Source organism: Peptoniphilus gorbachii, assembly GCF_016908115.1.
GTDB classification, from domain to species: domain Bacteria; phylum Bacillota; class Clostridia; order Tissierellales; family Peptoniphilaceae; genus Peptoniphilus_A; species Peptoniphilus_A gorbachii.
On record NZ_JAFBDH010000005.1, the window covers coordinates 115,769 to 141,245 of the forward strand.

Sequence of the window (25,477 nt, forward strand, 5' to 3'; positions counted from 1 at the left end):
ACCTCTAATCATTAATGTGATTTTTGTGCATCTCATCTTTAATTTTTCCCTTATATGACTCTACACTTCCATGAGTAACAACAACATCACCATGAGGGCAAGTTCCATGTAATGTGCACTTCATTTCACCATTTATAAACTCGTGAGTTCCTTCAAAGTGGTAAGGGATTCCATTGGATCCTTGTGGTTCTGATGCTTCATACATATAAAAATAAGTCTGTCCTCCATCGTTAGAAATGAGAACAAACTTCTTGCCTAAATCTTTTTTAGTAAAAGGTCTATACTTAGGAACAACTAAATATTCTTCTTTGATGTGTAATTTATCATCATTTTCAGGAATAAAATCAAGAGGATCAAGAGAAATCAGCTTACAATAAACAATCTCAGAATTCATTCTTCTTCCTAAATTCTGATTGACTATTTCATCAATAGCACCCTTTAAATCGAAAATTTCATCACTCATTACTTAGGAACTACACCTCCTTGATATCCCCAGCCTCTGTAGTGTTTCCACCAGCCACCGATTTTATGTTTCTTAACAGTAGTGTCAGTCGCATCAATCATCATTCCGTTGCCAACATAAATTCCTACATGACCAAATTTTGGTGAATAAGGACTATTAAAATATACTGCAGCACCAACAGGAATATTGTCCCTGCTTGAACTTACAATCCACTTATTACCAGCAGTCTTTGCACTTCCTGCACTACCATGTATTCCAGCAGATTCATAACAAATTCTAACAAAGCCTTGGCATCTTCCCTTATAAGCTCTTGTTCCTATCATGCTTTCAGCTTTATTTACTATTGTCTGCATCTTCCTATTGCTAGCCTTAGGTAAATCTCTTACTTGTAATTCAGTTGAACCATCAAGTTTATTAGATTTTCTTACAGCCTTTCCAATATCATTAAAATCATTTACATTAGATTCTTTATTTTGTTTTTCCTTGTCCTTAATAATGCCATCAACATCACCAATTTTTTGAATGTCCTTATTCATGACTTCCAAATCCATATAGTGTGCATCATCAAAAAAAGTATGAGTGACTTTTTCAACTAGCATATAAGAATTAATATTGATATCTCCAATAGCCATCATTTCAACAGGAATAACAGAACCCGCACGAACTCTAATATCTCCTATAGCTTCTTTTATTGAAAGGCTTCTGTACTTTCTATTTAAAACTTCCAGAATTTGTGATGCCTTATTTTCAATATCTTCTGCATTGTTTGTTGTAAGGGTGTATTCTAACACTCCCCACTTAGCAATGTTTTTCTCATCTTGCTTCACAACTTTTTTTATAAGCCTACCGTCATCATCAGTTAAATAAACAACAACTCTATTATATGTTCCATCATCAATGCTTGTTTCATAAGAAAAATCTACAATATTGTCATAGCTAATTGGGCAATTTACAATCATCTTATCAGCGGACTTTAGAGAAATTTTCCCACAATCATCAAAAAGTGTATAAATCCTCCCAGTTTGAGAGATGGTTATATCATTTGCAACCTTAACCATATTTAAATATTCTTGGTTTTTTTCAAGCCTTTTAGGAATTTTATATGAGGTGTCTTCAATATCTCCAACTTGTAAATTTCTATCACTACAAATTTGTTTTAATAAATCACTCATAGACTTAGAGGAGTATTGATATGTGTCTCTTGATTTCAAATACCTTATTTGGTCATAACAAACAGTAGAAATAACTTGTCTTTTATCCCTAGTCTTCTTAAAAACATATCCCTTAAAGACAGTTTTGCCATCAATACTAAAACTAACAGGATTACCTTCCTGATAATCAATAATCTCATCTTTTACAACATCAAATTCTAAAATACCAGCCCTAAATCCTCTTTCCCACTTAATAGTGACCTTTCCTTTGATTACAGGCTGGTAAATTTTTCCATTATTTGCAATAAATATTTGATAAATCTTTTCTTTCTGCTTCATTTCTTAAACCTCTTTGCCATTTTATAAATAGTTTTAGGATTAAAAAATGCTTTTGCCACTACTGGGATAGTTAAAGGAGCTGCTGCAATAGCTGTTTTTACAATCTTATTGACTTGTCTTTTATCTGTGCTAGATCCAGTGTCTTTTAACTTAATAGTCTTTAAGGGTTGGTATTCCTTTAAAGTCAAATCAATTAATATATTAGTTCCAATCTTACTATCTTCATCAATGCTATAATCTTCAAGAGTCATATACTTACAAATTGAATTTCTAAGATTAGGATCTGATGTAATTCTTAAGATAACAAACTCAAAGATTTTCTTTTCTTTCTTTAACTCCTCTAGCTTTTTTATAATCTCTTGTTGAGGAGTGTATAAATCTACGCCATCATGTTCTTCTGAAAAGGCATAGAAAGAAAAAGAATATTCTTGTAACTTACTCTTTCTTAAAACTGTATATGTTTCACCATTTACTAGATCATAAAAATCATTCTGTCCACTTATTTTATTCTTTATTTTTGAAGGAGTTATAGGAATTTCCATCCCGTCAATATATAGTTGATAAGGTTTTTTACTCATAATCAACCTCCATTTATGTTCAGAATAAGGTCTTTTAATAACTTTTTATTTGCTTCATCAATAATTTTTTCTGCATCAATATCACTCTTCATATCTCCAGTAAACTGATTATATACTTCAAGCTTAATCTCTTTTGATAAATCATTAATAGCTCTAGTTTCCATAAGCCCCTTTAAAGCAGATAAGTTGTTGTTATCCCATTCACTATCTTTCATTTTGTCATTCATGGACTTTGTATTCTCTGCAATTTCATCAAGAGGATCAGTCATAGCATCAGTGTTTAAAAAATCTTTAGATTCAAGATTATTTTCAAGTTCCTTTTGTCCAACTATATTAGATGCAAAATCTTTCATGGACTTTACCTTATCTTCTCCCCACTTGTAGCCTTTATTGAACCATTCCTTAGTTTCAATTCTTTTTATCTCAGGAACTTCTCTATCAAGAGTAATAGCTTCTTCATTCTTTCCCCAACTAAGAACTTTATTTTGTAATCCTTCAAGACCACCGGACCAATCAGTCCCAAAAATAGCATCAATGATCTTAGTTACAACTTTACCTAAATCTAAAAACCAAGAAATAATATTTCCAATTAAATTCTTAACTGCATCACCAAAGGAATCAAATCCGCCCTTAGCTACATTTAAAACCCATTCTATAATTGATATAAAAGGACTAACAAATCTAGTGTATATAAACTGAATTAGAGCGTTAATAATGCCTATGGCAATATTTAAAATTGTTGCTCCAGCCCAAAGAACTGAGCCAACAATTAAGCCTGTTGCACTATATGTAGCTCCTGTTACCTTATTAATTGCAGCTACAATTCCATAAATAAGCCCAATGACTCCTATGATAATTGCAGGAATCCAAAACAAGGGACTTGCTAAAAGTGCAGCATTAAATCCACCTTGAATAGCTGTCGCCTTACCAGTAGCTATTGCATATAAACTAACTGCCCTTGCCATTAAGAAGTGAGCAGTGGAAGAAATAAAGGCTAAACCATTATTAATTGCAAGAGTGGTTTTATAGATTCCAAAAATAGTTAATAAACCCATAAGAGGTGGTCCAACAATATTAATAGAATTTGCCAACAAGTTAAAACCACTTATTCCTATATCAAGAGCCACAACAAGAAAGTGAGAAAACACCATAATTCCACTTGTAAGACTATTAAAAAATCTTTGAAAGGAGTCTGTATTTATAAAATTATTAAACTTCTTCATTGGTCCCTGTAAACCTAAAATCAATGTATTTGTGAGTTCGGTCTTTAAATCAGAAAAAGATTTAGGGATTTTATTAAATCTTTTCTCTATATCATCTGCACTCTCAAACATAGCTCTTTTAATAACGTCGGCTGTAATTTTACCATCACTTGAAAGTTCTTTTAGCTCTCCCATAGTAACACCCATGGTCTTTGCTATTGCTTGTGCAAGTAGAGGAGCATTTTCTCTTGTTGATACAAATTCATCCCCTTGTAATCTTCCAGAAGCCATTGCCTGTGTTAATTGATACATTGCGGCAGCTTGTTCCTCAGCAGATGCACCGCCAACTTTAAAGTTCTTATTTAAAATCTCACTAAACTTAGTAGCTTCTTCAAGTCCACTAAAGGCATCACCAGCAAGCATTGTAAGCTTTGCAACGGAATCAGCCATATTTTTATAATTGGTTCTTGAATTTTTTGCAGCCTGTGCAATCCTTGACTGAACGTCAAAAAGTTTTTCTCTTTCTCCAAGCATAAAAGAAAGCCTTGAGTTAATACTTGTGAGTTCATCAGAAAGACCAACAAAAGCTTTTATACTTTGAAGACCTGCATAAGCTCCAACAATCCCTATAACTTTACCTTTAATACCACTTAAAAGGCCCTCACTTTCACTAACTGTCTTGTTGTAATTTCTGTGTTCATTTTCTAGATTACTTGTAAAACTTTCCATATTCGCAAGTTCAGCCTGAGCATTTCTAAGAGAACTTAAAGAAGCATCAAGAGAAGATGTATCAATCATATTTTCTGTTGAATCATTTAACTTATATGCTGCTGAAATAACCATATTCATTGACTCAATAACATTTGAAAGAATAGGACTTACATTATTGATCATTGAAATTGTAGTTTGTAAACTCACTTCTTCACCTTCTTTCTAGCCTTTTCTAATTCTTCATTTCTAAATAAAAAACTTGCCATATATATAGCTTGAAGCCCGCTATCCATGGCAAGAAAATCCTCAATTTTTATATTGCCCTTACTTTCCCAAAATAAATTATGAGCGAACCTTAAAAGTGGCTCGCTCTTTATTAGTTTTTTGCATCGCCTATAATTACATCAGGATCATCCATAAATCCTTGTGCTTTCATAAGCTTATCAGTAAATCTTTCGTATTCTCGTCCTTCAAGCATCTTGTCTAAAAGTTCAGAAATATTCATTGCACCATAGGCATTTTGTAATTCTTCACTTTTTAAATTAGGATAGATTATAGTTTCTGAAATCGTATCAACAATAAGTTTCTTAGTATCTACCTTTAAAAGACTTTTATTTTTCTTAACAATTGCAGCATTTTTTAATTCGTCAATTTCCTTAGCACTTAGAAGTCTAAAAGTCCAAGCTACTGGATTCCCATCTTCATCAACAAATCTATCTGATACAACTATTTCAAAGTTTTCTCTTTTTCCCTTTGCCACTTCAGGCATAAAGTAATTTAAGTTTTTCTTCATTTTATCTCTCCTCAATATCTTCGAAAGTTCCTTCGATTTCTTGTTCCAAATGGGAGTTTTCAATATCTAATTTGAAAATTTCACCACCATCTAAATAACATCTCTTTAAAATAAGCCTGTCTTCTCCACCCTCAAAATTAGGATCGTTTTGAGTTAAAAAGATGTCAAAAGATGTTTCCTTTCTTGTCTTCATATATTTAGTTAGAACTTCCATAAAGGCCTTAGTATGTGCATACATAGTAGCCGTGAAAGTTCCCTTAGCACTTCCCCCAACACTTAAATCAACAGGAGTTCCAAGCCTTGGAATAGTTTCTCTATCAATATCAATCTTCGCAGTAATATTTTTTAAATAAAACATTGATTCTCTATTTCCATCAATTACAACAACAGCTTCCCCAAATCTACCATTGATTAAGTCGCCGCGTTCTAAAAATTTATCCATTCTTTACCTCCTATTCCACAATCACATGCATATAAAGTTTTGCCATTGCCATAACTGGATTAATTAAATATTCACAGTAAACAGCATCCTTAGCATCTCCAAGTTCAATCTTTATATCCTCAGGTTCTAAATTAGTAATAGCACCCAGCCCTTGAAGTTTAAGAGCGTGATTATAAATGTCATTCCAGAGAATATTTCTTCCCATTTCGTTGTTTTGTTCCTTATCAAGGTATCTAGTATTAAAAATAGTTGAAACATCATTTCCAACTTGATGAAGCACTCTTATAATTTGATTTTTTGAAAAGTCCTCATTCTTTTTAACACTAAAATCAGTAAAGGAATTAATGTCAGATAAAACTCTTGCTTTGTTATCAACTTCATGGAAAACAAACTGACCTTTTCTAATTGCAGAAATAAGATCTCTTTGTTTCATATTTAGGTCAATTGTATATTCGCCATCATAAATATCATTTCCAACAGTCCTATTTATTTCACAACCAGCTTCAGCACCAGCTACCCAATAAACAAGACCAGCTTCGTTTTCTTTTGCATTAGATCCTACATTTATAACAAGCTCACTATTGGCTTCAAAATTATATAAAGCGGCTTGGAAGTATGCTCCTTCAAGATTAACTCTTCTCTCAACATAGGACTTATACATTCTCTTTATGGCTTCATCAGTTCCTGCATAGGCAACCACATTAATATATTTCTTTTCAAGTTTTTCCAAGAAGTCAGTGTGTGCCTTTGTAGTTTCCTCTCCATTAGTTCCACCACTTAGATTTGCACCAAGGGTTTTAGTCAAAGTTCCTTTAAATACAACATATGGACAATCTGATAATTCTTCTATATTTTTAACTGCAACTTTTTCATAAACTTTAAGAGTTCCAATTTTTAAAGTAACATCAAACTTTTCTTCTTCATCAACATTATTTGCAATAATAACTACAAATTCATTGCCCTTAGTTCCTGAGTGTTTCGCAGTTATTGTAAGAGATTCAAGACTTGCCTTTGCCTTTTCACCTCCAGCATTTAATCTATAAATATAAGCAGTCTTAGCGTGGGCTAAAAATTCTCTTAAAGGCAATAACTCTCTATCTGTATATTCAAGACCAAATAACTCAAGAGATTCCCTTTGTAAATCTGAAGGTTCAACAGTTATAATCTCATCTTCTAAACCAAAACTTAAATTTAAACCACAAGCGACAAAACCTCTTTCTCCAAAAATATTAGAAGGTCTCGCCTTTGAAGAAAAGCAAATATAAGTTCCAGAAAGTACTTTGTTTTGTACTGGAGGATTCCAAGTACCACCACCATAAGCCATTATTTAACCTCCCTATTCATAAAATCTTCATAAAGCTTTAGAGCTTCTTCCTTTGTATATTCCTTACCATCTTCTAAAATTGCATAAAGAGCATCAACATTTCCTATTGGATCTTTAGCATTTAAAAATTGCCCCTTAGTAAAAGTAGGAGCATCAGTCTTTTTATTCATTTTTAATTAAACCCTCCTGTTTAAGTCTTCTCATAAGTGGATCAGGCATCTTCACTTTTTCCATCCAAACATTTAAATCAAAAGTCATGACAAGGTCACCATCAATAATTTTTGTCTCGAGATTTTCACAAGTAACTCCTATATTATTAAGCCTTACCTGCTCCATTCCTGTAAGAAGTGTGAATCTAATTTCTTCTAATCTTAATAAATCATCTTCATCACATCTTAAATAATTAATATTTATAGTGTTATTTAGAAAGAATCTATCGTCAAATTGTCTAATAAGCTCAGTCCTAACGAGATTAATAAAAAAACAAGGAGCCTTAACCCCTTGCTTTTGTCTATCAATTTCAATTCTTATATCAGGAAAGAGCTCTTTGAGTCTATTAATTACAGGCTGTAAAATAACTACCATAACTCTTTAAACCTCTTTTCAAACTTTCTTTGAAAGATCCTATCCATAACTTTTTCTAAGTTTTTTTCAGAAATAGTTAACATAAAAACCCCGTCTTTCCATCCTAAAGTATTTCCACCACGAACAATCCTGTGACCATATTCCACATAGCTTGCATATTCTACATCATTAGAAATTTCAATTTCATAGACACTTCCCTTTTTCTTAACATCATCAATATTCCATGACTCCCTAAGAAAACCAGTGTCAACTGGAGTGTTCTTTACAGTAGCTTGGAAAACTCTTGTGGCAACCTCATAAGTAGCCTCCAGGAAAATTTCATCAGTTACCCTCTTAAATTTTCCTAGACTATTTCTATAATCCTTTAAAACTTTCGTATCAACTTTCATGAAACATCAACCTTTTCAAGCACATATCTTCTATGGGAAAGATGAATTGAAGGAATATCAGAAAATTTATAATGATATACACTTCCGTCACATCTAGTGACAATAACATCAGAACCTTTTGGAATATCTACATGAGGTCCAGTTGTCAAAATATCTTTTCTCTCTGCTTCACTATGACCAATATAATCATCACTGTGAGAAGATGTATTGAAGCTAAGTCTGCATGGTTCGTCTTCTACAAGAGTAACCTTTCTTCTCCTTGTTACTTTGGTTTTCTCATCTTCATAAGTTTCAAGGCAAATTGCAGTTACCCTATCTTCAAATAAAAGCGATAGACTTTTGCCGTAGGAATCATAATCAATTACCATTTTAAGCACCTGTATCTACTGCAAAAAACTTCAAGTCTAGCATCAAATAAATCATTTAACCTATTTTTATAACTTAAAATTTTAGCATCTCTTATTTCTTCATCACTTCTACTATCAAATTCAACCCTAGTATTTTCAATAGTAATTGATTTAGAAACTCTTTCTCTTTTTTCAATAGGTTCTTTAGAATTTTTTAAGTCATCAATTTCTATTTTATTTAGAATTCCTTTGATAGCTATAAAATATTCAATAAATCTATTAGCATCATCTGGGAAGTCTTCCCTGTAGCAAGCCCATCTTAAAGTATCTAAAACCTCATCATGAATAAAATTAAAAAGCTGGGCATCAATTTCATCTCCACCCAACTCTTTAATAATTTTATTTACATTATCAAGGCTAATCATTTTACTTTAGCAACAAAAACTTCATTGCAAGCTTCAAAAGATGGAATTGCTCTTGCAACAGATTTAGTAATTCTTGCTACTGGATCTATTCTTCTATAAATAACAGAAGTTATGAAGTCCTTATTTCTAACATCAATATTAGAAACTTGTGGAAGTTCAACTTCTTCAGCAGTTAAACCAAAATAAGTATTTCCTAACTTAGTTTCAGGCATAAGAATTACAGTATTTGCTTTAACTAGAGGAAGTAGGCTTCCATCTGCAAGTCTATATTTTTCATTGTAAACTGCAACAGTTGGCAAATCTCTTTGGCTTAAAAAGTCATTTAAGTTTTGCATACTTGGCACAATAGAAGAATTAACTCCAAAAATAGCCTTTCTTACTGCTTCAGAATTTAAAATAAGTCTTGAAGTTGCCTTATCCATTAACATTCTACTAGGATTTACCCCAGTGTCTTCAACAATTTTATCTACCCAAGTATCAAGATTATTTAAAGGATCAGCCGTAGCTTCAGACCATCTTGTACTTGTCTTTAAAGTTTCTTGATGAGTTTCTGGCATGTGATAATCAATAACACCTGTAACACCATTTTCATCAAGAGTGAGTTTTCCAGTTTGTAAGATTTCAAATCTCATCATATTAATTCTCTTGTAAACAGAATCAATAGTTAGATCAACATCATTAAAAATCCTATTTAAAACAGCCTGTTCCTCTGCAGGAGTTCTTGGATTTTGAAGCTTAACAATCTCATCTTCTGAAATAAACTTAGAATCCTTGACTAAAAGCATATCTAAAATATTTTTAGCAAATCCACTTCTTCCTGATAACTTTGTATTAGTATCTGGTGCATATACTTCAGCAGTAACAGGAAGTTTATTTCCACCAATAATATATTCGATTTTCAAATCATCAGTCTTTATATTAGGAAATAATAAATTACCAATATTATCTCCCTCTAGTTTTGTTCTTGCGTACTCTCTTAAATCTAAATTCCCGTTATTTAAGTTTAAAATAGCATTAGTTAATTGTTCTGGCATTTATATTTCCTCCTTATACTAATTTAATTTCAGCTAGCTTTGCTTCAGCATTAATTGCTTCAGGAAGCTTATCCTTATAAACATAACCTTCAATAAGAAGAGGTGCTTCCATATCTCCATCAGTTACATCAATATCAAAGGGAATAATTCCCTTAGCTGTTCCATCATTTTTTGGATAAACAGTTCCTGCTTTAACAATATTTCTTCCACTTACATCTTTGCCGCTCCCCTTTTTTAAAGTAACTGTTACAGCTACATAAGGATCAGCAAAAACTAAAACACTATTCTTACCATCATAAGCAATATTCTTTCCTAACATTATTTACCTCCTATTATCCCCATGGATTAAATTTTTCTTCTTGGTCTTCTCTCTTAATAACAGCATCAAAAAGTCCCTTTGGCTTTTCCCTGTTATCTCCTGCAATATTTGGATTTGCTCCTCTAAAGTCATTATTAGCAAATAAAGATTTTAAAGAGTTGTCTTCCCTTAAAGCTTTCATTTGTTCATCAATACCAATAAGCTTTTCATCTTCATATTTGATATCTTGATTATTGAGTAACTTCTTTAATACACCAACATTGTTGACCCTTTGATTATAAAGATACTCAGTAATAGCATTGTCTTTTCTTATAGCTTTTAAATTCTCTTCAGCTTCTTCCTTAGCTTTCTTGTTAGCTTCCTTTAAACTATTAATCTCAGCTTCAAGCTCTTCTTTGTTTCCGCTAAGTTTCTTTAAGCCGTCTATTTGCTTGTCTCTCTTAGAGATTTCACTATTAAGACTTTCCAAACCATCCTTTACTTCCTTATATCTATAACTAGGTACATAATCTTTGTTGACATCTTCCAAAATCTTATCTGCAAGACCTTCATCAATTCCCATTTCTAACAACTTTTCTTTACTTAACATAATTTACCTCCTATTTACGCAATAGTTACTAATCGCCATTTTACAGTTGGCTAACTTTCAAGTTATTTGTCCCACCCCTTTGTGCAAAATATAACTTGTAGCACTTCCTACTTTTTCCAATAAAAAAGCAACTATTTAAGTTTTTTTAATAGTTGCTAATTACATTATTAATTTTTAAACTTTAACCAATCTAATGACTCTAGATCTAATTCAAAGATCCACTCATAGTTATTAATCTCAATTAAACTAATGTTATTAAGATGTAGCCTTTCATAAACTCCATCACTTCTTTTTAAATCTAAAACAATTCCAAAACTATTTCCTTTTTTAAGCTCAATATCATCAGGAATATCTGTAAGAATTAGAGAATAAAAATCCTTAATCTAACAATACCCTTACCTAAGCTTTTAATTTCAGATTCAAGCTGATACAAGAGAAGTTCTGCCTTATCGACATTAAAACTTTCTCTATTGCCCTTTCTATACAAAAGTAGTTTGACATTTTCACCTTTCAAAGTCTTAAACAATGTTTTTCTCATTTCAACTACACCTCTTTAATTACCAGGGTTTAAAATCCTTAACTATATCATATGCTTTTCTCATTAAACTATTTTCTTGTAAAAATTCAATTCCCTTTGGTGTAATAACTGCATCTTCATAATTCTTAAAATATTCTAAGTTTTTATCTATTCCTAGCCTAGGTAAAGAGACAAAAGTTATACCATCTAAATACTTGTCATTAATCAAATTTTTATAAATATAAATTAAATATTCATCAGATATTTTTTCAGGATAAGTTGATAAATCTAAAATCTCTCTATTTGGTTTTTGTCCAGCTTTTAAACACTCGTATAAGTAAGATAAAACATAATAAACAACTGTATAATAGTCATTCTTCGCCATCTCATCACCTCCAATAAAAAAGCACCTCTAACATAATTGTCAGTGTGCTTTTTAAAACCACATTATAGTGCAATCTTTTATTTTTCTTTTCCCTTCAGCCATATCCCTTAAAGCATTTAATGCATTAACTGCATATGGGTAAGCTGAATATTCTTTCTCATCTTTAGGAGAGAGCTTTACTGAATAATCATCAATATTTAAAGAATTTATAGATACTAAACCATGTTCATTCCAATCTTCAGGGTAATATTCGGCATATATCCAATTATTCTTTTTTTCTACGTTTTTTAATTTTAGCATAATACTCACTACTCTCCTTTCTGTAATTGTATTTTTTACTAGCTATTTTATGTGCCTCATCTTGAGTTAATCCCTTAGCTATTAATCTTCTTTCCATTATTTCATGATTTATTAGTGTCAAATCATGTTGTTCCATTTCATCTTGTGCTAGTCTTTGCCAACTTTGGGCAATAGAAAAGTCAGGATCAAATCTTTTCTTAATTCCATAGATATCATGCTCATCATAAAATAAATAATTCTTTATTTCTTCAATAAGTTTTTTATCGTAACCTGTATTTTTTGAAATTCTGTCAATATCAGTTTTCTGCTTTCTTATCTCCTCATAGTAAAGCTGTGCATGATTTCTTGCTTCTTTTGAATAGCTATCAGTTATAGCCCCTGATACATAATCTATTACATTATCATTATACACTTTTTCTGTTAATAAGTCAGCTTTAAAATAGAATTGACCTTGTTCTTGTCTGACTTCTCTTATAACAAACTTCTGATTTCTAGCAAGTAAAACCTCTTTTTGTTCCATGTCAGCAATATCAAATTCTTTTAAATCTATACCATGAACCCCATTAGGTACATTAAATTCAATTACACATGGCTTTGAACTTCCTGTAAAGTCTTGGAAATCTAAGGCAATTTCTTTATCTTTTGTTGTAGATATAAAGCCTTTATCGACTATTTCTTTGCCCTCAATGTTCTTTAAGTATTTGTTTATTGCCTCTTGTGCAGGTTTCGACTTGTTATTATATATATAGGCACTCTTTAAATCATCATACTCAGAATCACTTATATCGCCAATTATTGAGGATATATCTACTGACCTGTATAGAGTTTTTTCTTTTACTATTTGACTTTGAGTTGCTTGGTCTAGTTTTTCTAAATATATTTTATCATCTTCGTTTAGTGGATAATCGGCTATTTCTCCTATACCTCTAAGTTTGTTATTTATCCACATTCCATCGCCTGAGACATACTCTTCTATAGCTTCCTTAGTTTCTGCTTCGGTATACTTAAGTATTTGTTCTTTTGGCACATTAGGAGTATCTCCCTCTTGATTATTATTTGGAAGTTTTTCAACGTACTTCTTATACCACTCTTTATAGGTTAAATCCTCAACCCTAAGGCTCTTCTCAGTCTCAGGATCTCGTGCCATTCTCGTATTTTCTATCTCAGTTTGAATGTCATCGTCATAATAAGGTACTGTCGTCGAGCGGCAATACACATGATAGGGTGGTGCTGTAACTCCTCTTTCATAGTCTTTAACATCAAATACTTTCCCATCTAACTTCCTACAAATATCAGAAGTTCTTAAATCAAGGGTCGCTACTACTTCATACTTTTCTACTCCCATCCTTTCATACATTGCTTTTCTTGATTGAGAATGTATTGCTGAACTTTCTGTTAAAACAAGTCTTTTAGCATTTGATTTACTAACTTTTAATTTATCGGAAATAACTTTTGTGATTTCATCTGGTTTTTTACCTGTAATTAAGCCTTGCCTTAATTCAGTGTCAAGAGTGTTTAAGAGCTTATCTTTTCTCTTCCATATCCTATCAGAAAAGTTTTCTCCATCGTTTGTCCAAGATGTGTTTAAAATATTATTTACAAAGTCTTTAGATAAACTATTTATGTTTTTATATCCTGTAATTCTCTGCAGTTCGTATAAGTCTTTATAATAAGAAGATGTGAATTTATTTGAAAGGTGAGCAAATAATTTCTTTTGTTCCTTATTTAATAGAGTCGCTACCTTTGATTTCATAGACACTTGCATTGCTTGCAGTCTTGATATCCTAACTCTTCTTGAAACTATATCAAGTTCTTTTTCAACATCGGGACTTATAAAACCCTTTGATGCCTTTCTAAACTCATCAAGACCTGATTTAAAGGATCTAATCTCATATTTATTTAAAAGCTTCTTAGCTTCTGCCATACTCACATCTTCCATAGAGTTTAACAGTTTAAATATTTCACTATCAAGGTCTTCAATAGTACTTTCATAAATTTTAAAGATTTCTTTTACATATTCTTCATCACTATCAAATACATCCTTTGTTGATTTTATAAATCTATTCTTCCAGTAATCCGTCATAGTCGGACTCCTCTTTCATCTCTTGGTTTCTTTGCTTTATTTCTTCTTCAACATCATTAACCCAAGGATGATGCTTCATTATAGTTTTTTCAGAAATTATTCCTGATGATTTCTGAGCATTTTCTATTGTCGCAGATTCGTTAATTAAAATATTTCTATCAAAAGTGAAGTCAACTTTTTGATACTTGTAACCCTTATAGAAATTATAAAAATAAAGTAGAATATCTAAACTTACTTTAAATTCAGTTTCCATCTCATTGGCATCTAAATCTATGTTTGTATAAAGAGACTGAATTGTCATTTGATTTACGGCCTTTTGAAATAAGTCTGAATTAGTATCGACACCTCTTCCCACATCAATAATTGTCCTTCTTAATATCTCTAATAGGGTCTGATAATTGCTAATATCCATGTCAACTTTTAATGTGGAAACATCAGCATTGCCAGTTTGTGAATTAGAGGAAAAAGCAAGTATTCCACTTCTGTTTATGCCTTTTCTTATTTCTTTTAAAGATTCTTCGTCGTGTCCACCAATATTTTTTAGAACTAAAATTGTATTTCTTGAATCTTCGTCCATAGAATCCATAAACTTTGAAAGAATTTGATTTATTGCATCTTGTAAAGTCTTAACCCTATTTAGAAGAGGCTGTTCCTGCTCGTCCATTCTAAAATAAATAAGAGGAATTCTACCCCAATTTCCTATTTCATCTCCTATAGTAAAATAAGCTTCTCTACTTGTTAAAATCAATTCTCCATTTTTTTCAACGTATTTATCAATTCCATATAAGTGATAGTATTCAACAATTTGTGTTTCATTATCATCATAATCAACAGAAGTATAAAATCTAATAAAACCACTCAGCCAAGTGTGAAGTTTATCTTCCCAGATAGGTATTATTTCAAGAGGGTCAAACTTCATTAATTTAAAATTGCCCTCAAAATCTATATAGGGATAAATATATCCCATATTAGCAAGTAAGGAATCCTTGCCAACTGACTTTATGAGCTTATGAAATTTTAAGTCAAATAATTCATTTAATTCTTTTTGATAAATTTTATTTTCTGCATTAACACCTATAGGTCTTGTAAGTAGATAATTCTTTTTTTGATCTACTAAAACAGAATATAAGTTATTCACTATTTTATTATTAGGTAAATTATTGACCTCTTCTCTAGTCCCTTTTATTGCACCTATAGCTAATCTCTTTTTGTCTAATATGTCCTGATTATTATTGTAATACCTATAACTTGTTAAGATATCCTTGTAATCTTCACTATTCCTATAATCATCTAGAATCTTTCTAATTATTTTTGGAGATATATTATCCAAAATATAAACCCCCTGCCTCTATTATATTTTCTGCAACTCCAGTAGTTGCATCTTGTGCATCATCATGTGGATTCTTACCTTCTCTTTGATACTCTTTCATACTGACAAAATACTCATTCCACTTGTTGTGCCAGTTGCTTGGGTAATAAATATGTTCCATAACCCAAGTAGCATTGCTAAGTATTCTCGCATTCTTATTATTGCTTTGATGAAATGTTCTTATAATAGTCTTGTGATTGCCAAGTTCTCTCATGTTTCTTTCAACTTGTCTTGCAAATCCTCTTCCACCATTATTCCCTTCAACAAGTGCATTGTTTACTTTGAATTCAGTTAGCCTTTTTGCAACTTCTTTTTCAGTTATTTCCATGTGATCCTTTGTATAATAAACATCTAAAATATAGGCTTCTCTATTTAACACACCATAAATAATATTACAAAGGTAATCATCACCAGTATCTGCAGTGTCACAATAGGACTTAATTTCGGTAAACTTATAATTACCAAACATATTCTTAGGAATTTCATCATAAGTTTTAAAACTTTTATATAAAGTCCCCTTTAAATCAATAGGCTCTTGCTGATAATTAGCAAGAGCAATTTCTGGACTCATTGTTTTTGTTTTAATTGTATAAGACTCATGATTTAAAATATCATCACAAAGCATAGATCCATCATCTTTTATAGCCTTGTATAATATCTGCTTATAACTAATCTTATTTTCATTACAGTGAGAAATAAGCCTACCTGCCAAGTCCTTTGAGTGCCATCTAGTCATAACAACTATAATTTTCCATTCATTGCCTTCTAAACGAGATAGCATTGTGTCTGTAAACCAAGACCATTGTTTATCCCTATTTAGAGAATTATTAGCCTCACTTGCATTCTTTATTAAGTCATCAATTACAATTATATTTGCACCAAAACCTGTTGCAGTTCCTGTTGGAGAAGTTGCTAAATAATTATTGTTCCCCTTTTCCAAACTCCATAGATTGGCTGCACCATCGCCTTGTTTTATGTTTGTTTGTGGAAAAATATCAGAAAAAATAACTTTATCCTTATCTGCCTTTTTCTCTGTGATAGAATCTCTTACCATTTTAGAAAAAGAAGTAGAAAGAGTTTCATTGTATGATCCAGTCATTATTTTTAAAGAGTTATCATTTCCTAAAAGCCACTGTATAAAGTGACCTATTGTAAAAGTCTTCCCATGTCTAAGCTACGGAGGCATATTAACTATGAGAACTTTTTTATCTGAATTTATAAAAGCTTGTAAACTATTGCAAAACTCTTTTAAATAAGCTCTGTCTTCCTTATAAAACTTTGGAGTTTTAAGTTGGCAGTAGTAATAAAAGTCTTTTCTTGCAAGAGCAAGTTTAGCTTGTTTCTTTATCTCATAGTCAATAGCCATAATAAACCTCCTAGTCACTCTTAATTAACTTTCTAAGTTCCTCTACACTCAAATCATCAAAGGGATTATTGGTTTTTATATTTCCTGTGAGATTAATATTTTCAATAAAAGCACCCTGAACCTTAGCTAGTAACTCACTAGTTTTAATTCTGTCCTTCATCTCAACTTCTTCATCTCTAAAAGTCTTAGTCCAGAATTCTTGAATTTCTTTAGCATCAGCAATCTTTTCTTTTTCAATTTTTTTATTGATCTCATTTATATATTCTAAAACAGAAGCTTTGGCAGACTTCGAATTAGAATTTAACCACTCAGCCGCCCTATCTCTTGCTGTACTTTCAGCAAAGCCAGCTTTAATTGCAGATTCAATTATTTTTCCAGTTCTGATGTACTCATCAGCAAACTTTTTATCTCTCGCATTTAATTTCATACACCATCACCTCCAAAAATAAATTTGTGCATAATAAAAGAGACCTGCCTCAGCAAGCCTCTCTTAGGGAGCGTTAATTTGATTGAAATCCATAATTATGAATCCAATAACTATTACATTCTTTCATAATATATACTAGCACACAAAAATCGCACAAAACGCACAAAATTATTTGCCATGGTCATATGCAGAATAATTAAAGTCAAACCCAAAAACATGGAATATATCTACACCTTCTTTATCGCTAGCCCCTGGTATTCTCTCTTTTATTCCAATAGCCCTATATTTTTGACGATTAAATCTTATAACAACCACTTTCTGATCTGGTGTTAAATCATAGTCATTAGGTTGAAATTTTAATTCAGAAGATTTCATACTTTCCATTCCTTTTTCTTTTGGAAGGCTCATAAAATCTTTCCATGTCATTTGTTGCATCTCACCTATTAAGTAAAATAATGCACCATAAGCTCTTTGTTTATCCTTGGATTTTTTAAAAAATTTTATATTATATTTATTACTTCTAGTAATATGTTTAAAAGAAAAAATCGGATAATTTACTATACTACCCGATTTTGTTACTATATTATTATCATTTATACTTTTAATATATTTATTTAACATAATGTTCCTTAAAATAATCTTTTATAACATTTCTATCTATTTCACAACTTTGTTTAGTTTCTTTCCATGGAGTCTCTTTATGAGTCATTTCTCTCAAACCCCATGCAGAGTATTTACCAAAAACATCATAAACTTCTTCCAACAAACCTCGAGTATCATGATCAATCTCTATATTTTCATGTGAAAAATCTGAAATACCAGAAGAACCATTATTTTTAAATTTATAATAAACATTTTCAACAACTGGACCGTGTTTCCATGCCATGATTTTTTCTGGGAAAAGTTGTTTATCAAAAATTGCTAAATAACAACCATCTGCATAATATAACAATTTTTGTAACTTTAAATTTGAAATATCATCTGTATCTTCGTCTTCGAACTCTCTTAACTGATAATTATAGTTCAAAAACCAGTTAGCAATATCCATTGCAGAATACTTAACTTCTTTATTATTTAAATTTTCTGTTACCACAATTATCATCTCCTTTTTATTCAATATATTATATCAAATAAAGTTTTTGTTCGACAAGTGGCACATTTAGTATGTCTATATATAGTAGGACGCTATTCTAAAAATCTATTATGAATCATCCTTGAATAAGACTCGTTTGGACTTCCTAACTGTTTAGAAATATATACCCAACTCTTACCCTCAATGTATCTAAGTTGAAAAACTAATCTTGTCCTAGAGTCTTCTATTCCCTCTATAAAATCTTCTATTTCGAGCCTAAGCTTCTTACATCTTCTAATTCTTCTGATAAGTCTTGCTCTTATCTTTTCTATGTACTTATCATCTTCATAACCCTTAATCTTAAGCTCATATTGGTTATAAGGAAAGTCAGAAGCAGATGCAAGGACTTTGTCAGTTACTTCTTGCCTTTTTAAATTGTTAAGCCTATTCTCTAGTTCTTTAATTTCAAGACATAGGCACTTATATTGCCCTAACTGCTCCTTAGTCATTATTTCCCCCTATAACAATAAATATAGCCTTCCCAAACTTCTATATAGTAGCCTCTTCTTTCATAATAATTTACAATTCTGATTCTATCCCTAAAAGTTTTATAAGGAATTAATAAGCACCTTTGCATTCATCATAAATCCTCTAATAAAATATAGACTTCTGCTATTCCATCTTCTACTGCTGTAATTTTTAGAATATATTCTTCATCACCTTTATATGTGCTGCATAAGACTTCGTCATCTTCATCGTACTCTTTTAATTTTTTTATTAATTCTTTTACAGTCATTTTTCGCTCCGTTTCTACTCAACTCTGCTGCGTTTTACTCAACTCTTAACTGCGAATTTTATAAAACACCGATTATTACCGATTATTTTATGTCACGTTAAAACATTAACATTTCTTAACATTTTCTATTTTCCAAGCTCTTCCAAATAAACCTCAACCCTTGGATTTTCCTTGTCATAAAGAACCCTTGAGCCATCATGTGACACAATAATATTTGCATTGTCATCTTCAATGACTTCAGCTGCAACTAAAATGTCACAAGTGGCTTCTAATAGGTTCACTAAATCAACCCTGTGTCTTGTTGGCATGTAATAAAGACACTGAAGGTTATACTTTCCACTAAGTTTTTGCTTGTATGGTCTTGTAATTTGCCTTAAACAGTCCTTTTCATAAGCAACATAAGCCTTTGAAGGCAGGAGTTTATGATACCCTCCACATTTAACAATTCTTGACGAGTTTTTCTTAGTTATTGGTCTTCCATAAAGTGTTAAGTTCACTAGATATCAACTCCTAACTTCTCAAATCCTGCTTTTTGTTTTTGCATTGCCATTTCTTCAAGGTCTTCTGCAGAATAGGAATCGGTAATCTGCTTAAAGTTCTTAAATTTATTTGTGTTCACAGGTTTAAAATCTCTAAATTTCCCATCACAAAGCTTTACCAAAAAGGAATTTGATGCAGTGTTAAGATCAAAATTATCGCAGACCCATTTGCTTTTAGAAAGCTCCTCAATTAGCTTATTCACGTTAATGTTTGAATTTATCTTTGTGAGGAATTTAGAATCAACCTTAATTTTGAGCATCTTATTTAATAAAGATATAGTGTTATTAGACACACTATCCTTTACTTTACTTTCCTTTACTTTACTTTGTGTATTAATGTCAACATTAACTCCCTTTGTTTGTGTATTGATGTCAACATTAACTCCATTAACATCATTTTTTATTGAATTGTCATTTTCCAAAAACTTATCTAAAACATATAAAGTCGGTTTTGGACTTTTTCTTCTTTTTGTAGCTTCAAAAAAATTTTCTTGGATCTTCTCACTAGTTAGTATCCCTGCCGAATGAAAGAGGTCTTTATCAAAAAATTCCCATAACACTAAGCGTTCAACTACATTATTGAGTAAATCCTTGCTAATACCTGGGAGTCTTTTAAGCATCTGAGCAATTATTAGGTCACTCCACAGAATGAAATATCCTTTTTTATATATCGCACAAAGCAGCTTGACTACAATAATTTCTCCCTTGATGCCAAACTCTCCAGATATAGCTTCAATTTTTTCATCTTCAAAAATATCTACATATAAAGGAAAATAATCCAGACCTTCTTTAACTGGTCTTGCCATTATTATTTCCTTTCTCTAAAATTTCTTATTCAAATGGTGTTCCTTCAAGATTGTTTTCTTGATTTCCAATTGGAAGGTTCTTCATCTCTTCAATTTCACTACAAATCTTTTCATAATCTTGCTTTTGAACTTCGTCAGTTCTCTTATAACCATACTTGTTGAGGATTGGCATAATTAAATCTTTGTTACCTTCTCCCATAGCATACATTCTTCTAGCTTGAGCCTTTGTTATTGTTCCGTCTTGATCTGTATAAGTCTTTTGATATTCGCTGGCTCTGTTTCCTTGTAAGTCCATGTCCTCAATATCTTGAGTAAATACATCAGATAAAGAACCCACTAATAAAGCAGCATCAACAAGTGCCCTCTTCTTAGCCATTTTTAAGACAGTGTTGTCTAGAGTGTATGGATCACCTTTCTTGTATTTAGTTTCCATTGTATTTGCTGCACCAATTCCCTCAGTTATTACATAGTCATCTTTTTTAAGTTGGCATTTTATTTGATATTGGAAAAATCCTTTTTCAAAATCTCTTGTAGATTCTAAAATATCAAATTCAGAAGTTAAGCCTAAAAGCATAACTATTTTCTCAGCTCCAGGCTTTAACATTGTTGGTTTGCTACCAGTCCCTGGAATTAAGCCATAATCATGACCTTGCTTAAACTGACTTTGCACTATTTGTTGGAATTGATTTATCTTGCCTAAAGTGTTTGAAACTGCATTAGCATTTATATTTTCAATGACACTTAAACTATCCATTGTTTTTACTTCAATTTCTTTTGTCATATTAAACCCCTTATCTTATTCTTAAACTTTCTGTTTGGACTAATTCAGCAGCATCTGTGAACAATCCGCTCTTTACCGCTTCTTTTAAATCATTCTTATTTAACTTTCTTTCAATCTTGTAATAATCTTCAGGAATCTTACTTTCATCTAAAATTCTCAAAGATGGAGCATTCTTTTGAATATTAAAAGAAAATAAATCTGTCTTAAATTTTCTTTTATCCAAAACTAGCATTGCATTTTGCAAGTATTCCTTTAGTTGCTTTTGCCTATTTTCAATGGCCTTCCTTTTCTTTGCTAGTCTTTCTTCTTCAGATTTCAGAGCCTCTATATCTCCGTCAAAGTCTCTTAAAACTTTTGCAATATTATCAGCCTTGGTTTCAATTTCATCATCAATATTTTCTAAGGCAGAATTAAGATCTCCCTCTTCAATATCCATGTCTTTTAAATTCAAGTAAATTTCTGTTAGTTCATATAATTGCATAATCTGCCTCCTCTTCTAGCCTAGTAACCTTTATTCCACTCACTTCTTGCGTGCCGTTGATGTTAAAGTTGTTTAAAATCCTATCTACTGTGTAGCAATAGCCGTTTTGTGTAAGCTCATCAACAGTGTGATTTTCAAGTAACATCTTCAAAATCTCTTGATCCTTAAAATCAAGTTCAAATTCAATTTTAAATTTCATAATTTCCCCCTTATTTGTGGTATAATAAAGGCAAATAAAATATATTTTTATTTACTCTTTAGTCCTGTTGTTTAGTCGCTGCAGGACTTTTTTCATTTGCCTTTTTTAAATTAATCATTTCTTCTTTTTTCTCCATAACTCAATGTTTGTGAAACCACATCTCTTGTACATGCAGATATACTATCCATGGCTACATTAATTAAAAGCTTAGCCATATACTCGTCACAAAAAAACACTTCAAAAAATTCTTCTTTTTCGTGATAAACAATTGCTTGCACTTCTTCATACAGCAAGTCTTCAATAATTCTTTGATAAAATTCTATGCTTGCTTTTCTTGGTCCTGTCACGTCATAAAAATCAAATTGTGACTCTAATATTTTGGATATCATCTTCTAGCCTCATCTTTATATTTTTCTAAAATATACTTGTCAACTTCTCTATAATCTTCAATTACTTCTATACCTTTTTCCTTACGATAGTTTTCTCGTTCACCTTCTAAAAACTTATGAAGATCAGCTGTCAAAAACCATTCCCCATCTGGAATATTAAACTTATTTATATAAACCATTAAAACTCCAGTAAAAGTCTTTCTATTGGCTTTCATTTTTTTGCTTTGTGCCATTCTTCCTCCTCTATTGTTATCTTTATAAATTTAATTCCCTTGTTTTTTCCGCTACTTCTTTTTGATATTAGATGACGGACACTGTCATAATCAAAACCACTCATCTTTGAGAGTTCTTTCAATGAATCAGCTACAAAAAGAGGTAGCTCATACTTATCAGGAGTAACTCCTAGATATAATTTCATGACACTAAAAGTTTAAAAAATCCATCTATAATTTCTGTGCCTGCATACAAAAGATAACAAATAAGCTTTACGCTAAATGCAAAAGCCCAGTATGCAAGAATAAAAAGAAGTAAAACTCCTAAGAATCTTCTAATTCCAATAGGTATCTTGTACCAACTAATACTTAAAAATTTCATGTGTATCTCTCCATCCAATCATCTAACCAAACTTTTCTGAAAATTCTTTGCTTGTTCTTCTCTCCGTCTCCCTTCGTCTTAAACCTAATCCTGCCAGATTCCACTTCCTTGTCGAAGGTAGTCCTGCCCATAGTTAAATATTGACAGGCCTCTTCTCTTGTGAAGTTTTCTTTAGGAATAGACATAGTTTCAATCAAAAAATCTAACTTCTTGTTGAGATTACTAATAATTTCTAGTAAATCTTCAGTACTTAAATTTTCCTTTAAACCTTCCATCTGCATCCCCCAATGCTTAATGTAGCTTTCCTAAAATTATTACTTATTAACTTGATATCTATTTATCATTTAACTAATGGTGCTATAATCATCTCAAGGAGGTGATTATATTGAAAAGAGACCTAGACTTAATTCGAGATATGTTAATCAAAATAGAAGATTTAACTCCTTCAAAAGAAGTGGAATTAGAAGATTTTTTAGACCTATCTTCTGACAAAGATAAACTTTATTATCATTTAGAATTAATAACAGATAATAATTTTATTTCATACAACTCCATACCTTGTATGGGAGCTAAATATAATTTATTTACAATTAACAGGTTAACTTCTCAAGGTCATGACTACCTAGATTCAATAAGAGATCCAGAAATATACAAAGAGACCAAATCTAAAATAGGTTCATTAGTTAAATCTTGTTCTCTTGCAGTCTTCCAAGCTACTGCTGAATCTATAATTAAATCTCAATTAGGCATTTAGCCTCATAACAAATAATTTCATTAAAGAGTCTTTCGAGTTTTGAGTACTTAGAAAATAACTCTTCATTTTCTTGATATATATTCGAGTTTATTTCCTCTCTAAGTTCTGTTTTATGTTTTTGAAGGACTCTTATTCTTTCCATATTCATTTCTATTAAAAGAAATGACTTACTTTCCATCTTCCACCTCCTCTCGCTCTGTTTAACAATTGGTTATTCTGCTATCAAAAAAAATTGTATTCACTTCATCATTAGATAAATCTAATGCCTTTGCTAAATTATCTATTTCAGTTCTAGTAAATTCTCTTTCTCCTCTTTCTTTGCGTGAATAAGTTAGTTCATGCACTCCAATAAGATTTGCTAATTGTTTTTGTGATAACTCTTTTTCAAGTCTTGTAATTCTTAATAATTTAAGATTCATTTAATCACCTCTTTCAATAACCATTTGTTATATATATTTTACTAACCGATTGTTATATTGTCAAGTGATTTTTAAAAATAAATTATATTTTTGGTTATACCCGTTTACCGAATGGTATATTTTGGTTATAATTTAATTACCAAAAGTTGTATTAGGTGGTGTGATTATGGATACTTTAGGTAAAAGAATTTTAAAATTATTAAATGATAAAAATTTAACTCAAAAAGAATTAGCAAAAATAGTTGGTACTACTGAAGTATCAATAGGTAGATATGTAAATGACAAAAGAGAGCCTAGTGCTACTATGTTAGCTTCTATTGCCAATGCTCTAAATGTTAGCACTGATTATCTACTTGGTCGCCCAGATGCACACCATATAACTAAAGAAAAATCCAAAGCAACAGAATTAGAAAAAGATTTTCCTGAAGGAGTATCTGTACTTTATAGAGCAAACAAAAACCTCACACCTGAGCAAAAAGAAATGATGTTAAGGATGATTAAGGCAACTTTCTTCGAAGATGAAGAGAAATAAAGAGGGTCTATAACATGGATTATAAAGACATAAATAATAAAAATGAATATATCCATTATAGAGATAATCAAATTTATAAATTAGAAAAGCTTGGTAAAGAATGGACAGATTCAAAATACAAGCAAGCTGTTTTGTTATCTTATTGGTATGAAACTTATGAAAAGCTATTAAGAAAAGAAGAAAACTTTAAACATCAAAAAAAATATTTCAAATATAAAAGAGGTCAAATTCTTTTTGTTAATTTTGGATATAGAATTGGCCATGAATTAGGAGGTAATCATTATTGTGTAGTTGTTTCAAATAATGATTCTACTCATTCAGGCAATGTAACTGTTGTTCCTCTTAGATCCTTTAAAGGCAAAATTAATAAAAGATTTCAAGTTAATTTAGAAGATTCATTGCAAATGTCAATAGCATACAATTTAAAGAAAACAATATCTAGTCTTAAAGAAAGTAGTGAGACTAATAGAACTATTGCTAATACTTTAGAGTATATTTTTAATGCTGAGAGTTCAGACTTAATTTTAGATTCTTTTGATAATTTATTAGAAGAATTTTCAGATGACTATAAAATTGTGAATTTAATTAATGATGTAAGATTTTACCTTTTAAATAACAATACAGATGAACTAAATAATTCTATTGATGATATTAAGTCATTTATTGAAAAAAGGCTTGAAAAAATTGAAAAAGAAATACCTTTAATGAACAATAAGTTATCAAAAGCCTTGGAATTAAATAAGGAATCAATTGCTGATATCAATCAAATAACTACAATAAGTAAATTGAGAATTCTCAATCCACGAAGGAAAGAAGATACCTTATCTAATGTAATATTAGATCCTAAATATATGGACCAAATAAACAACAAAATAAAAGAACTATTTGTTTTTGACAAAAAATAGTTTCTCTTGTATAATATACACATACAAGTCCTATAGGGACATAGTTGTGGGAACACAACCTATTAGATTTTG

42 protein-coding genes are annotated in these 25,477 nt (G+C 31.0%); 3 read left to right on the forward strand and 39 right to left on the reverse strand.

Features of this window, described 5'->3' with window-relative positions; genetic code table 11:
* Positions 1 to 4: 4 nt before the first annotated feature.
* The 37 genes from JOD41_RS06105 to JOD41_RS06285 form a co-directional block, all read right to left on the reverse strand.
* The gene (locus JOD41_RS06105) at positions 5 to 463 is read right to left on the reverse strand and encodes a hypothetical protein (protein ID WP_205052031.1); all 459 of its coding nucleotides are present in this window, start codon (positions 461 to 463) and stop codon (positions 5 to 7) included.
* A complete protein-coding gene (locus tag JOD41_RS06110) occupies positions 463 to 1,953 on the reverse strand; it encodes an XkdQ/YqbQ family protein (RefSeq protein ID WP_205052032.1) in 1,491 nt (496 codons plus the stop codon). The genes JOD41_RS06105 and JOD41_RS06110 overlap by 1 nt, the downstream gene beginning before the upstream one ends.
* Positions 1,950 to 2,531 carry a peptidoglycan-binding LysM gene (locus JOD41_RS06115; protein WP_205052033.1) on the reverse strand — a complete coding sequence of 194 codons (582 nt, stop codon included), beginning with the start codon at positions 2,529 to 2,531 and terminating at the stop codon, positions 1,950 to 1,952. Before JOD41_RS06115 ends, JOD41_RS06110 begins: the two co-directional genes overlap by 4 nt.
* A 2-nt stretch (positions 2,532 to 2,533) precedes the next feature.
* The gene (locus JOD41_RS06120) at positions 2,534 to 4,651 is read right to left on the reverse strand and encodes a tape measure protein (protein WP_205052034.1); all 2,118 of its coding nucleotides are present in this window, start codon (positions 4,649 to 4,651) and stop codon (positions 2,534 to 2,536) included.
* Between the two features lie 169 nt (positions 4,652 to 4,820).
* On the reverse strand, positions 4,821 to 5,237 hold the full coding sequence (locus JOD41_RS06125; RefSeq protein WP_205052035.1) for a phage tail assembly chaperone: 417 nt from the start codon (positions 5,235 to 5,237) through the stop codon (positions 4,821 to 4,823).
* Position 5,238: 1 nt separating this feature from the next.
* Entirely contained in the window at positions 5,239 to 5,679 is a 441-nt protein-coding gene (locus JOD41_RS06130) for a phage tail tube protein (RefSeq protein WP_205052036.1), read from the reverse strand.
* A 10-nt stretch (positions 5,680 to 5,689) separates the two neighbouring features.
* Complete coding sequence (locus JOD41_RS06135) at positions 5,690 to 7,003, reverse strand: phage tail sheath C-terminal domain-containing protein (protein ID WP_205052037.1); 1,314 nt, start codon at positions 7,001 to 7,003, stop codon at positions 5,690 to 5,692.
* Positions 7,003 to 7,173, reverse strand: a complete 171-nt coding sequence (locus JOD41_RS06140; RefSeq protein ID WP_205052038.1) for a hypothetical protein — start codon at positions 7,171 to 7,173, stop codon at positions 7,003 to 7,005. Before JOD41_RS06140 ends, JOD41_RS06135 begins: the two co-directional genes overlap by 1 nt.
* Positions 7,166 to 7,588 carry a phage tail terminator family protein gene (locus JOD41_RS06145; protein ID WP_205052039.1) on the reverse strand — a complete coding sequence of 141 codons (423 nt, stop codon included), beginning with the start codon at positions 7,586 to 7,588 and terminating at the stop codon, positions 7,166 to 7,168. Before JOD41_RS06145 ends, JOD41_RS06140 begins: the two co-directional genes overlap by 8 nt.
* Positions 7,582 to 7,977: an HK97 gp10 family phage protein gene (locus JOD41_RS06150; RefSeq protein WP_205052040.1), complete on the reverse strand. Its 396-nt coding sequence runs from the start codon at positions 7,975 to 7,977 to the stop codon at positions 7,582 to 7,584. Before JOD41_RS06150 ends, JOD41_RS06145 begins: the two co-directional genes overlap by 7 nt.
* The gene (locus JOD41_RS06155; RefSeq protein WP_205052041.1) at positions 7,974 to 8,345 is read right to left on the reverse strand and encodes a hypothetical protein; all 372 of its coding nucleotides are present in this window, start codon (positions 8,343 to 8,345) and stop codon (positions 7,974 to 7,976) included. Before JOD41_RS06155 ends, JOD41_RS06150 begins: the two co-directional genes overlap by 4 nt.
* Positions 8,339 to 8,749: a hypothetical protein gene (locus JOD41_RS06160; RefSeq protein ID WP_205052042.1), complete on the reverse strand. Its 411-nt coding sequence runs from the start codon at positions 8,747 to 8,749 to the stop codon at positions 8,339 to 8,341. The genes JOD41_RS06155 and JOD41_RS06160 overlap by 7 nt, the downstream gene beginning before the upstream one ends.
* Positions 8,746 to 9,783, reverse strand: coding sequence for a major capsid protein (locus JOD41_RS06165; RefSeq protein WP_205052043.1), 1,038 nt, complete (start codon positions 9,781 to 9,783; stop codon positions 8,746 to 8,748). The genes JOD41_RS06160 and JOD41_RS06165 overlap by 4 nt, the downstream gene beginning before the upstream one ends.
* Before the next feature lie 13 nt (positions 9,784 to 9,796).
* The gene (locus tag JOD41_RS06170; RefSeq protein ID WP_205052044.1) at positions 9,797 to 10,102 is read right to left on the reverse strand and encodes a hypothetical protein; all 306 of its coding nucleotides are present in this window, start codon (positions 10,100 to 10,102) and stop codon (positions 9,797 to 9,799) included.
* 13 nt (positions 10,103 to 10,115) lie between these two features.
* Positions 10,116 to 10,691, reverse strand: coding sequence for a phage scaffolding protein (locus JOD41_RS06175; RefSeq protein WP_205052045.1), 576 nt, complete (start codon positions 10,689 to 10,691; stop codon positions 10,116 to 10,118).
* 361 nt (positions 10,692 to 11,052) lie between these two features.
* Entirely contained in the window at positions 11,053 to 11,229 is a 177-nt protein-coding gene (locus JOD41_RS06180) for a hypothetical protein (RefSeq protein WP_205052046.1), read from the reverse strand.
* Positions 11,230 to 11,248: 19 nt separating this feature from the next.
* On the reverse strand, positions 11,249 to 11,593 hold the full coding sequence (locus tag JOD41_RS06185; RefSeq protein ID WP_205052047.1) for a YjcQ family protein: 345 nt from the start codon (positions 11,591 to 11,593) through the stop codon (positions 11,249 to 11,251).
* Between the two features lie 51 nt (positions 11,594 to 11,644).
* Positions 11,645 to 11,893, reverse strand: a complete 249-nt coding sequence (locus JOD41_RS06190) for a hypothetical protein (RefSeq protein ID WP_205052048.1) — start codon at positions 11,891 to 11,893, stop codon at positions 11,645 to 11,647.
* A complete protein-coding gene (locus tag JOD41_RS06195) occupies positions 11,859 to 13,976 on the reverse strand; it encodes a minor capsid protein (RefSeq protein WP_239541080.1) in 2,118 nt (705 codons plus the stop codon). Before JOD41_RS06195 ends, JOD41_RS06190 begins: the two co-directional genes overlap by 35 nt.
* Positions 13,954 to 15,306, reverse strand: coding sequence for a phage portal protein (locus JOD41_RS06200; RefSeq protein WP_205052049.1), 1,353 nt, complete (start codon positions 15,304 to 15,306; stop codon positions 13,954 to 13,956). The genes JOD41_RS06195 and JOD41_RS06200 overlap by 23 nt, the downstream gene beginning before the upstream one ends.
* Positions 15,299 to 16,444: a phage terminase large subunit gene (gene terL, locus JOD41_RS06205; RefSeq protein ID WP_205052050.1), complete on the reverse strand. Its 1,146-nt coding sequence runs from the start codon at positions 16,442 to 16,444 to the stop codon at positions 15,299 to 15,301. The genes JOD41_RS06200 and terL overlap by 8 nt, the downstream gene beginning before the upstream one ends.
* 75 nt (positions 16,445 to 16,519) lie before the next feature.
* On the reverse strand, positions 16,520 to 16,711 hold the full coding sequence (locus JOD41_RS06210; RefSeq protein ID WP_205052051.1) for a hypothetical protein: 192 nt from the start codon (positions 16,709 to 16,711) through the stop codon (positions 16,520 to 16,522).
* A gap of 10 nt (positions 16,712 to 16,721) precedes the next feature.
* Complete coding sequence (locus tag JOD41_RS06215) at positions 16,722 to 17,138, reverse strand: terminase small subunit (protein ID WP_205052052.1); 417 nt, start codon at positions 17,136 to 17,138, stop codon at positions 16,722 to 16,724.
* Between the two features lie 168 nt (positions 17,139 to 17,306).
* Positions 17,307 to 17,759, reverse strand: coding sequence for a hypothetical protein (locus JOD41_RS06220; RefSeq protein ID WP_205052053.1), 453 nt, complete (start codon positions 17,757 to 17,759; stop codon positions 17,307 to 17,309).
* Complete coding sequence (locus JOD41_RS06225; protein WP_205052054.1) at positions 17,749 to 18,231, reverse strand: type II toxin-antitoxin system antitoxin SocA domain-containing protein; 483 nt, start codon at positions 18,229 to 18,231, stop codon at positions 17,749 to 17,751. Before JOD41_RS06225 ends, JOD41_RS06220 begins: the two co-directional genes overlap by 11 nt.
* Before the next feature lie 92 nt (positions 18,232 to 18,323).
* On the reverse strand, positions 18,324 to 18,719 hold the full coding sequence (locus JOD41_RS06230) for a hypothetical protein (protein ID WP_205052055.1): 396 nt from the start codon (positions 18,717 to 18,719) through the stop codon (positions 18,324 to 18,326).
* A gap of 131 nt (positions 18,720 to 18,850) precedes the next feature.
* Positions 18,851 to 19,006 carry a hypothetical protein gene (locus JOD41_RS06235; RefSeq protein ID WP_205052056.1) on the reverse strand — a complete coding sequence of 52 codons (156 nt, stop codon included), beginning with the start codon at positions 19,004 to 19,006 and terminating at the stop codon, positions 18,851 to 18,853.
* A gap of 125 nt (positions 19,007 to 19,131) precedes the next feature.
* Positions 19,132 to 19,503, reverse strand: a complete 372-nt coding sequence (locus JOD41_RS06240) for a RusA family crossover junction endodeoxyribonuclease (protein WP_205052057.1) — start codon at positions 19,501 to 19,503, stop codon at positions 19,132 to 19,134.
* Entirely contained in the window at positions 19,503 to 20,351 is an 849-nt protein-coding gene (locus JOD41_RS06245; protein WP_205052058.1) for a DUF4373 domain-containing protein, read from the reverse strand. The genes JOD41_RS06240 and JOD41_RS06245 overlap by 1 nt, the downstream gene beginning before the upstream one ends.
* Positions 20,352 to 20,376: 25 nt before the next feature.
* Positions 20,377 to 21,132, reverse strand: a complete 756-nt coding sequence (locus JOD41_RS06250) for a hypothetical protein (protein WP_205052059.1) — start codon at positions 21,130 to 21,132, stop codon at positions 20,377 to 20,379.
* A 10-nt stretch (positions 21,133 to 21,142) separates the two neighbouring features.
* Positions 21,143 to 21,613: a siphovirus Gp157 family protein gene (locus JOD41_RS06255; RefSeq protein ID WP_205052060.1), complete on the reverse strand. Its 471-nt coding sequence runs from the start codon at positions 21,611 to 21,613 to the stop codon at positions 21,143 to 21,145.
* Positions 21,600 to 21,812, reverse strand: a complete 213-nt coding sequence (locus JOD41_RS06260) for a hypothetical protein (protein ID WP_205052061.1) — start codon at positions 21,810 to 21,812, stop codon at positions 21,600 to 21,602. Before JOD41_RS06260 ends, JOD41_RS06255 begins: the two co-directional genes overlap by 14 nt.
* A 110-nt stretch (positions 21,813 to 21,922) precedes the next feature.
* Complete coding sequence (locus JOD41_RS06265; protein WP_205052062.1) at positions 21,923 to 22,201, reverse strand: hypothetical protein; 279 nt, start codon at positions 22,199 to 22,201, stop codon at positions 21,923 to 21,925.
* A complete protein-coding gene (locus JOD41_RS06270; RefSeq protein ID WP_205052063.1) occupies positions 22,198 to 22,434 on the reverse strand; it encodes a hypothetical protein in 237 nt (78 codons plus the stop codon). Before JOD41_RS06270 ends, JOD41_RS06265 begins: the two co-directional genes overlap by 4 nt.
* A complete protein-coding gene (locus JOD41_RS06275) occupies positions 22,413 to 22,619 on the reverse strand; it encodes a hypothetical protein (RefSeq protein WP_205052064.1) in 207 nt (68 codons plus the stop codon). Before JOD41_RS06275 ends, JOD41_RS06270 begins: the two co-directional genes overlap by 22 nt.
* Positions 22,616 to 22,795, reverse strand: a complete 180-nt coding sequence (locus JOD41_RS06280) for a hypothetical protein (protein ID WP_205052065.1) — start codon at positions 22,793 to 22,795, stop codon at positions 22,616 to 22,618. Before JOD41_RS06280 ends, JOD41_RS06275 begins: the two co-directional genes overlap by 4 nt.
* The gene (locus tag JOD41_RS06285; protein ID WP_205052066.1) at positions 22,792 to 23,070 is read right to left on the reverse strand and encodes a MerR family transcriptional regulator; all 279 of its coding nucleotides are present in this window, start codon (positions 23,068 to 23,070) and stop codon (positions 22,792 to 22,794) included. The genes JOD41_RS06280 and JOD41_RS06285 overlap by 4 nt, the downstream gene beginning before the upstream one ends.
* Before the next feature lie 110 nt (positions 23,071 to 23,180).
* On the opposite strand from JOD41_RS06285, the gene JOD41_RS06290 reads away from it, so the two are divergent.
* Complete coding sequence (locus JOD41_RS06290; RefSeq protein WP_205052067.1) at positions 23,181 to 23,549, forward strand: DUF2513 domain-containing protein; 369 nt, start codon at positions 23,181 to 23,183, stop codon at positions 23,547 to 23,549.
* On the opposite strand, the gene JOD41_RS06295 is transcribed toward JOD41_RS06290, so the two are convergent.
* Together JOD41_RS06295 and JOD41_RS06300 are read right to left on the reverse strand one after the other, a co-directional pair.
* Positions 23,527 to 23,727: a hypothetical protein gene (locus JOD41_RS06295; RefSeq protein ID WP_205052068.1), complete on the reverse strand. Its 201-nt coding sequence runs from the start codon at positions 23,725 to 23,727 to the stop codon at positions 23,527 to 23,529. The two genes, JOD41_RS06290 and JOD41_RS06295, sit on opposite strands and share 23 nt — an antisense overlap.
* A gap of 22 nt (positions 23,728 to 23,749) precedes the next feature.
* The gene (locus tag JOD41_RS06300; protein ID WP_205052069.1) at positions 23,750 to 23,968 is read right to left on the reverse strand and encodes a helix-turn-helix transcriptional regulator; all 219 of its coding nucleotides are present in this window, start codon (positions 23,966 to 23,968) and stop codon (positions 23,750 to 23,752) included.
* A 166-nt stretch (positions 23,969 to 24,134) separates the two neighbouring features.
* Here JOD41_RS06300 and JOD41_RS06305 point away from each other — a divergent pair, with 166 nt between their 5' ends.
* Together JOD41_RS06305 and JOD41_RS06310 are read left to right on the forward strand one after the other, a co-directional pair.
* Positions 24,135 to 24,500, forward strand: coding sequence for a helix-turn-helix domain-containing protein (locus tag JOD41_RS06305; RefSeq protein WP_205052070.1), 366 nt, complete (start codon positions 24,135 to 24,137; stop codon positions 24,498 to 24,500).
* Between the two features lie 14 nt (positions 24,501 to 24,514).
* Positions 24,515 to 25,405 (forward strand): type II toxin-antitoxin system PemK/MazF family toxin, encoded by an 891-nt coding sequence (locus JOD41_RS06310; protein ID WP_205052071.1) that lies wholly within the window; start codon positions 24,515 to 24,517, stop codon positions 25,403 to 25,405.
* Positions 25,406 to 25,477 lie beyond the last annotated feature (72 nt).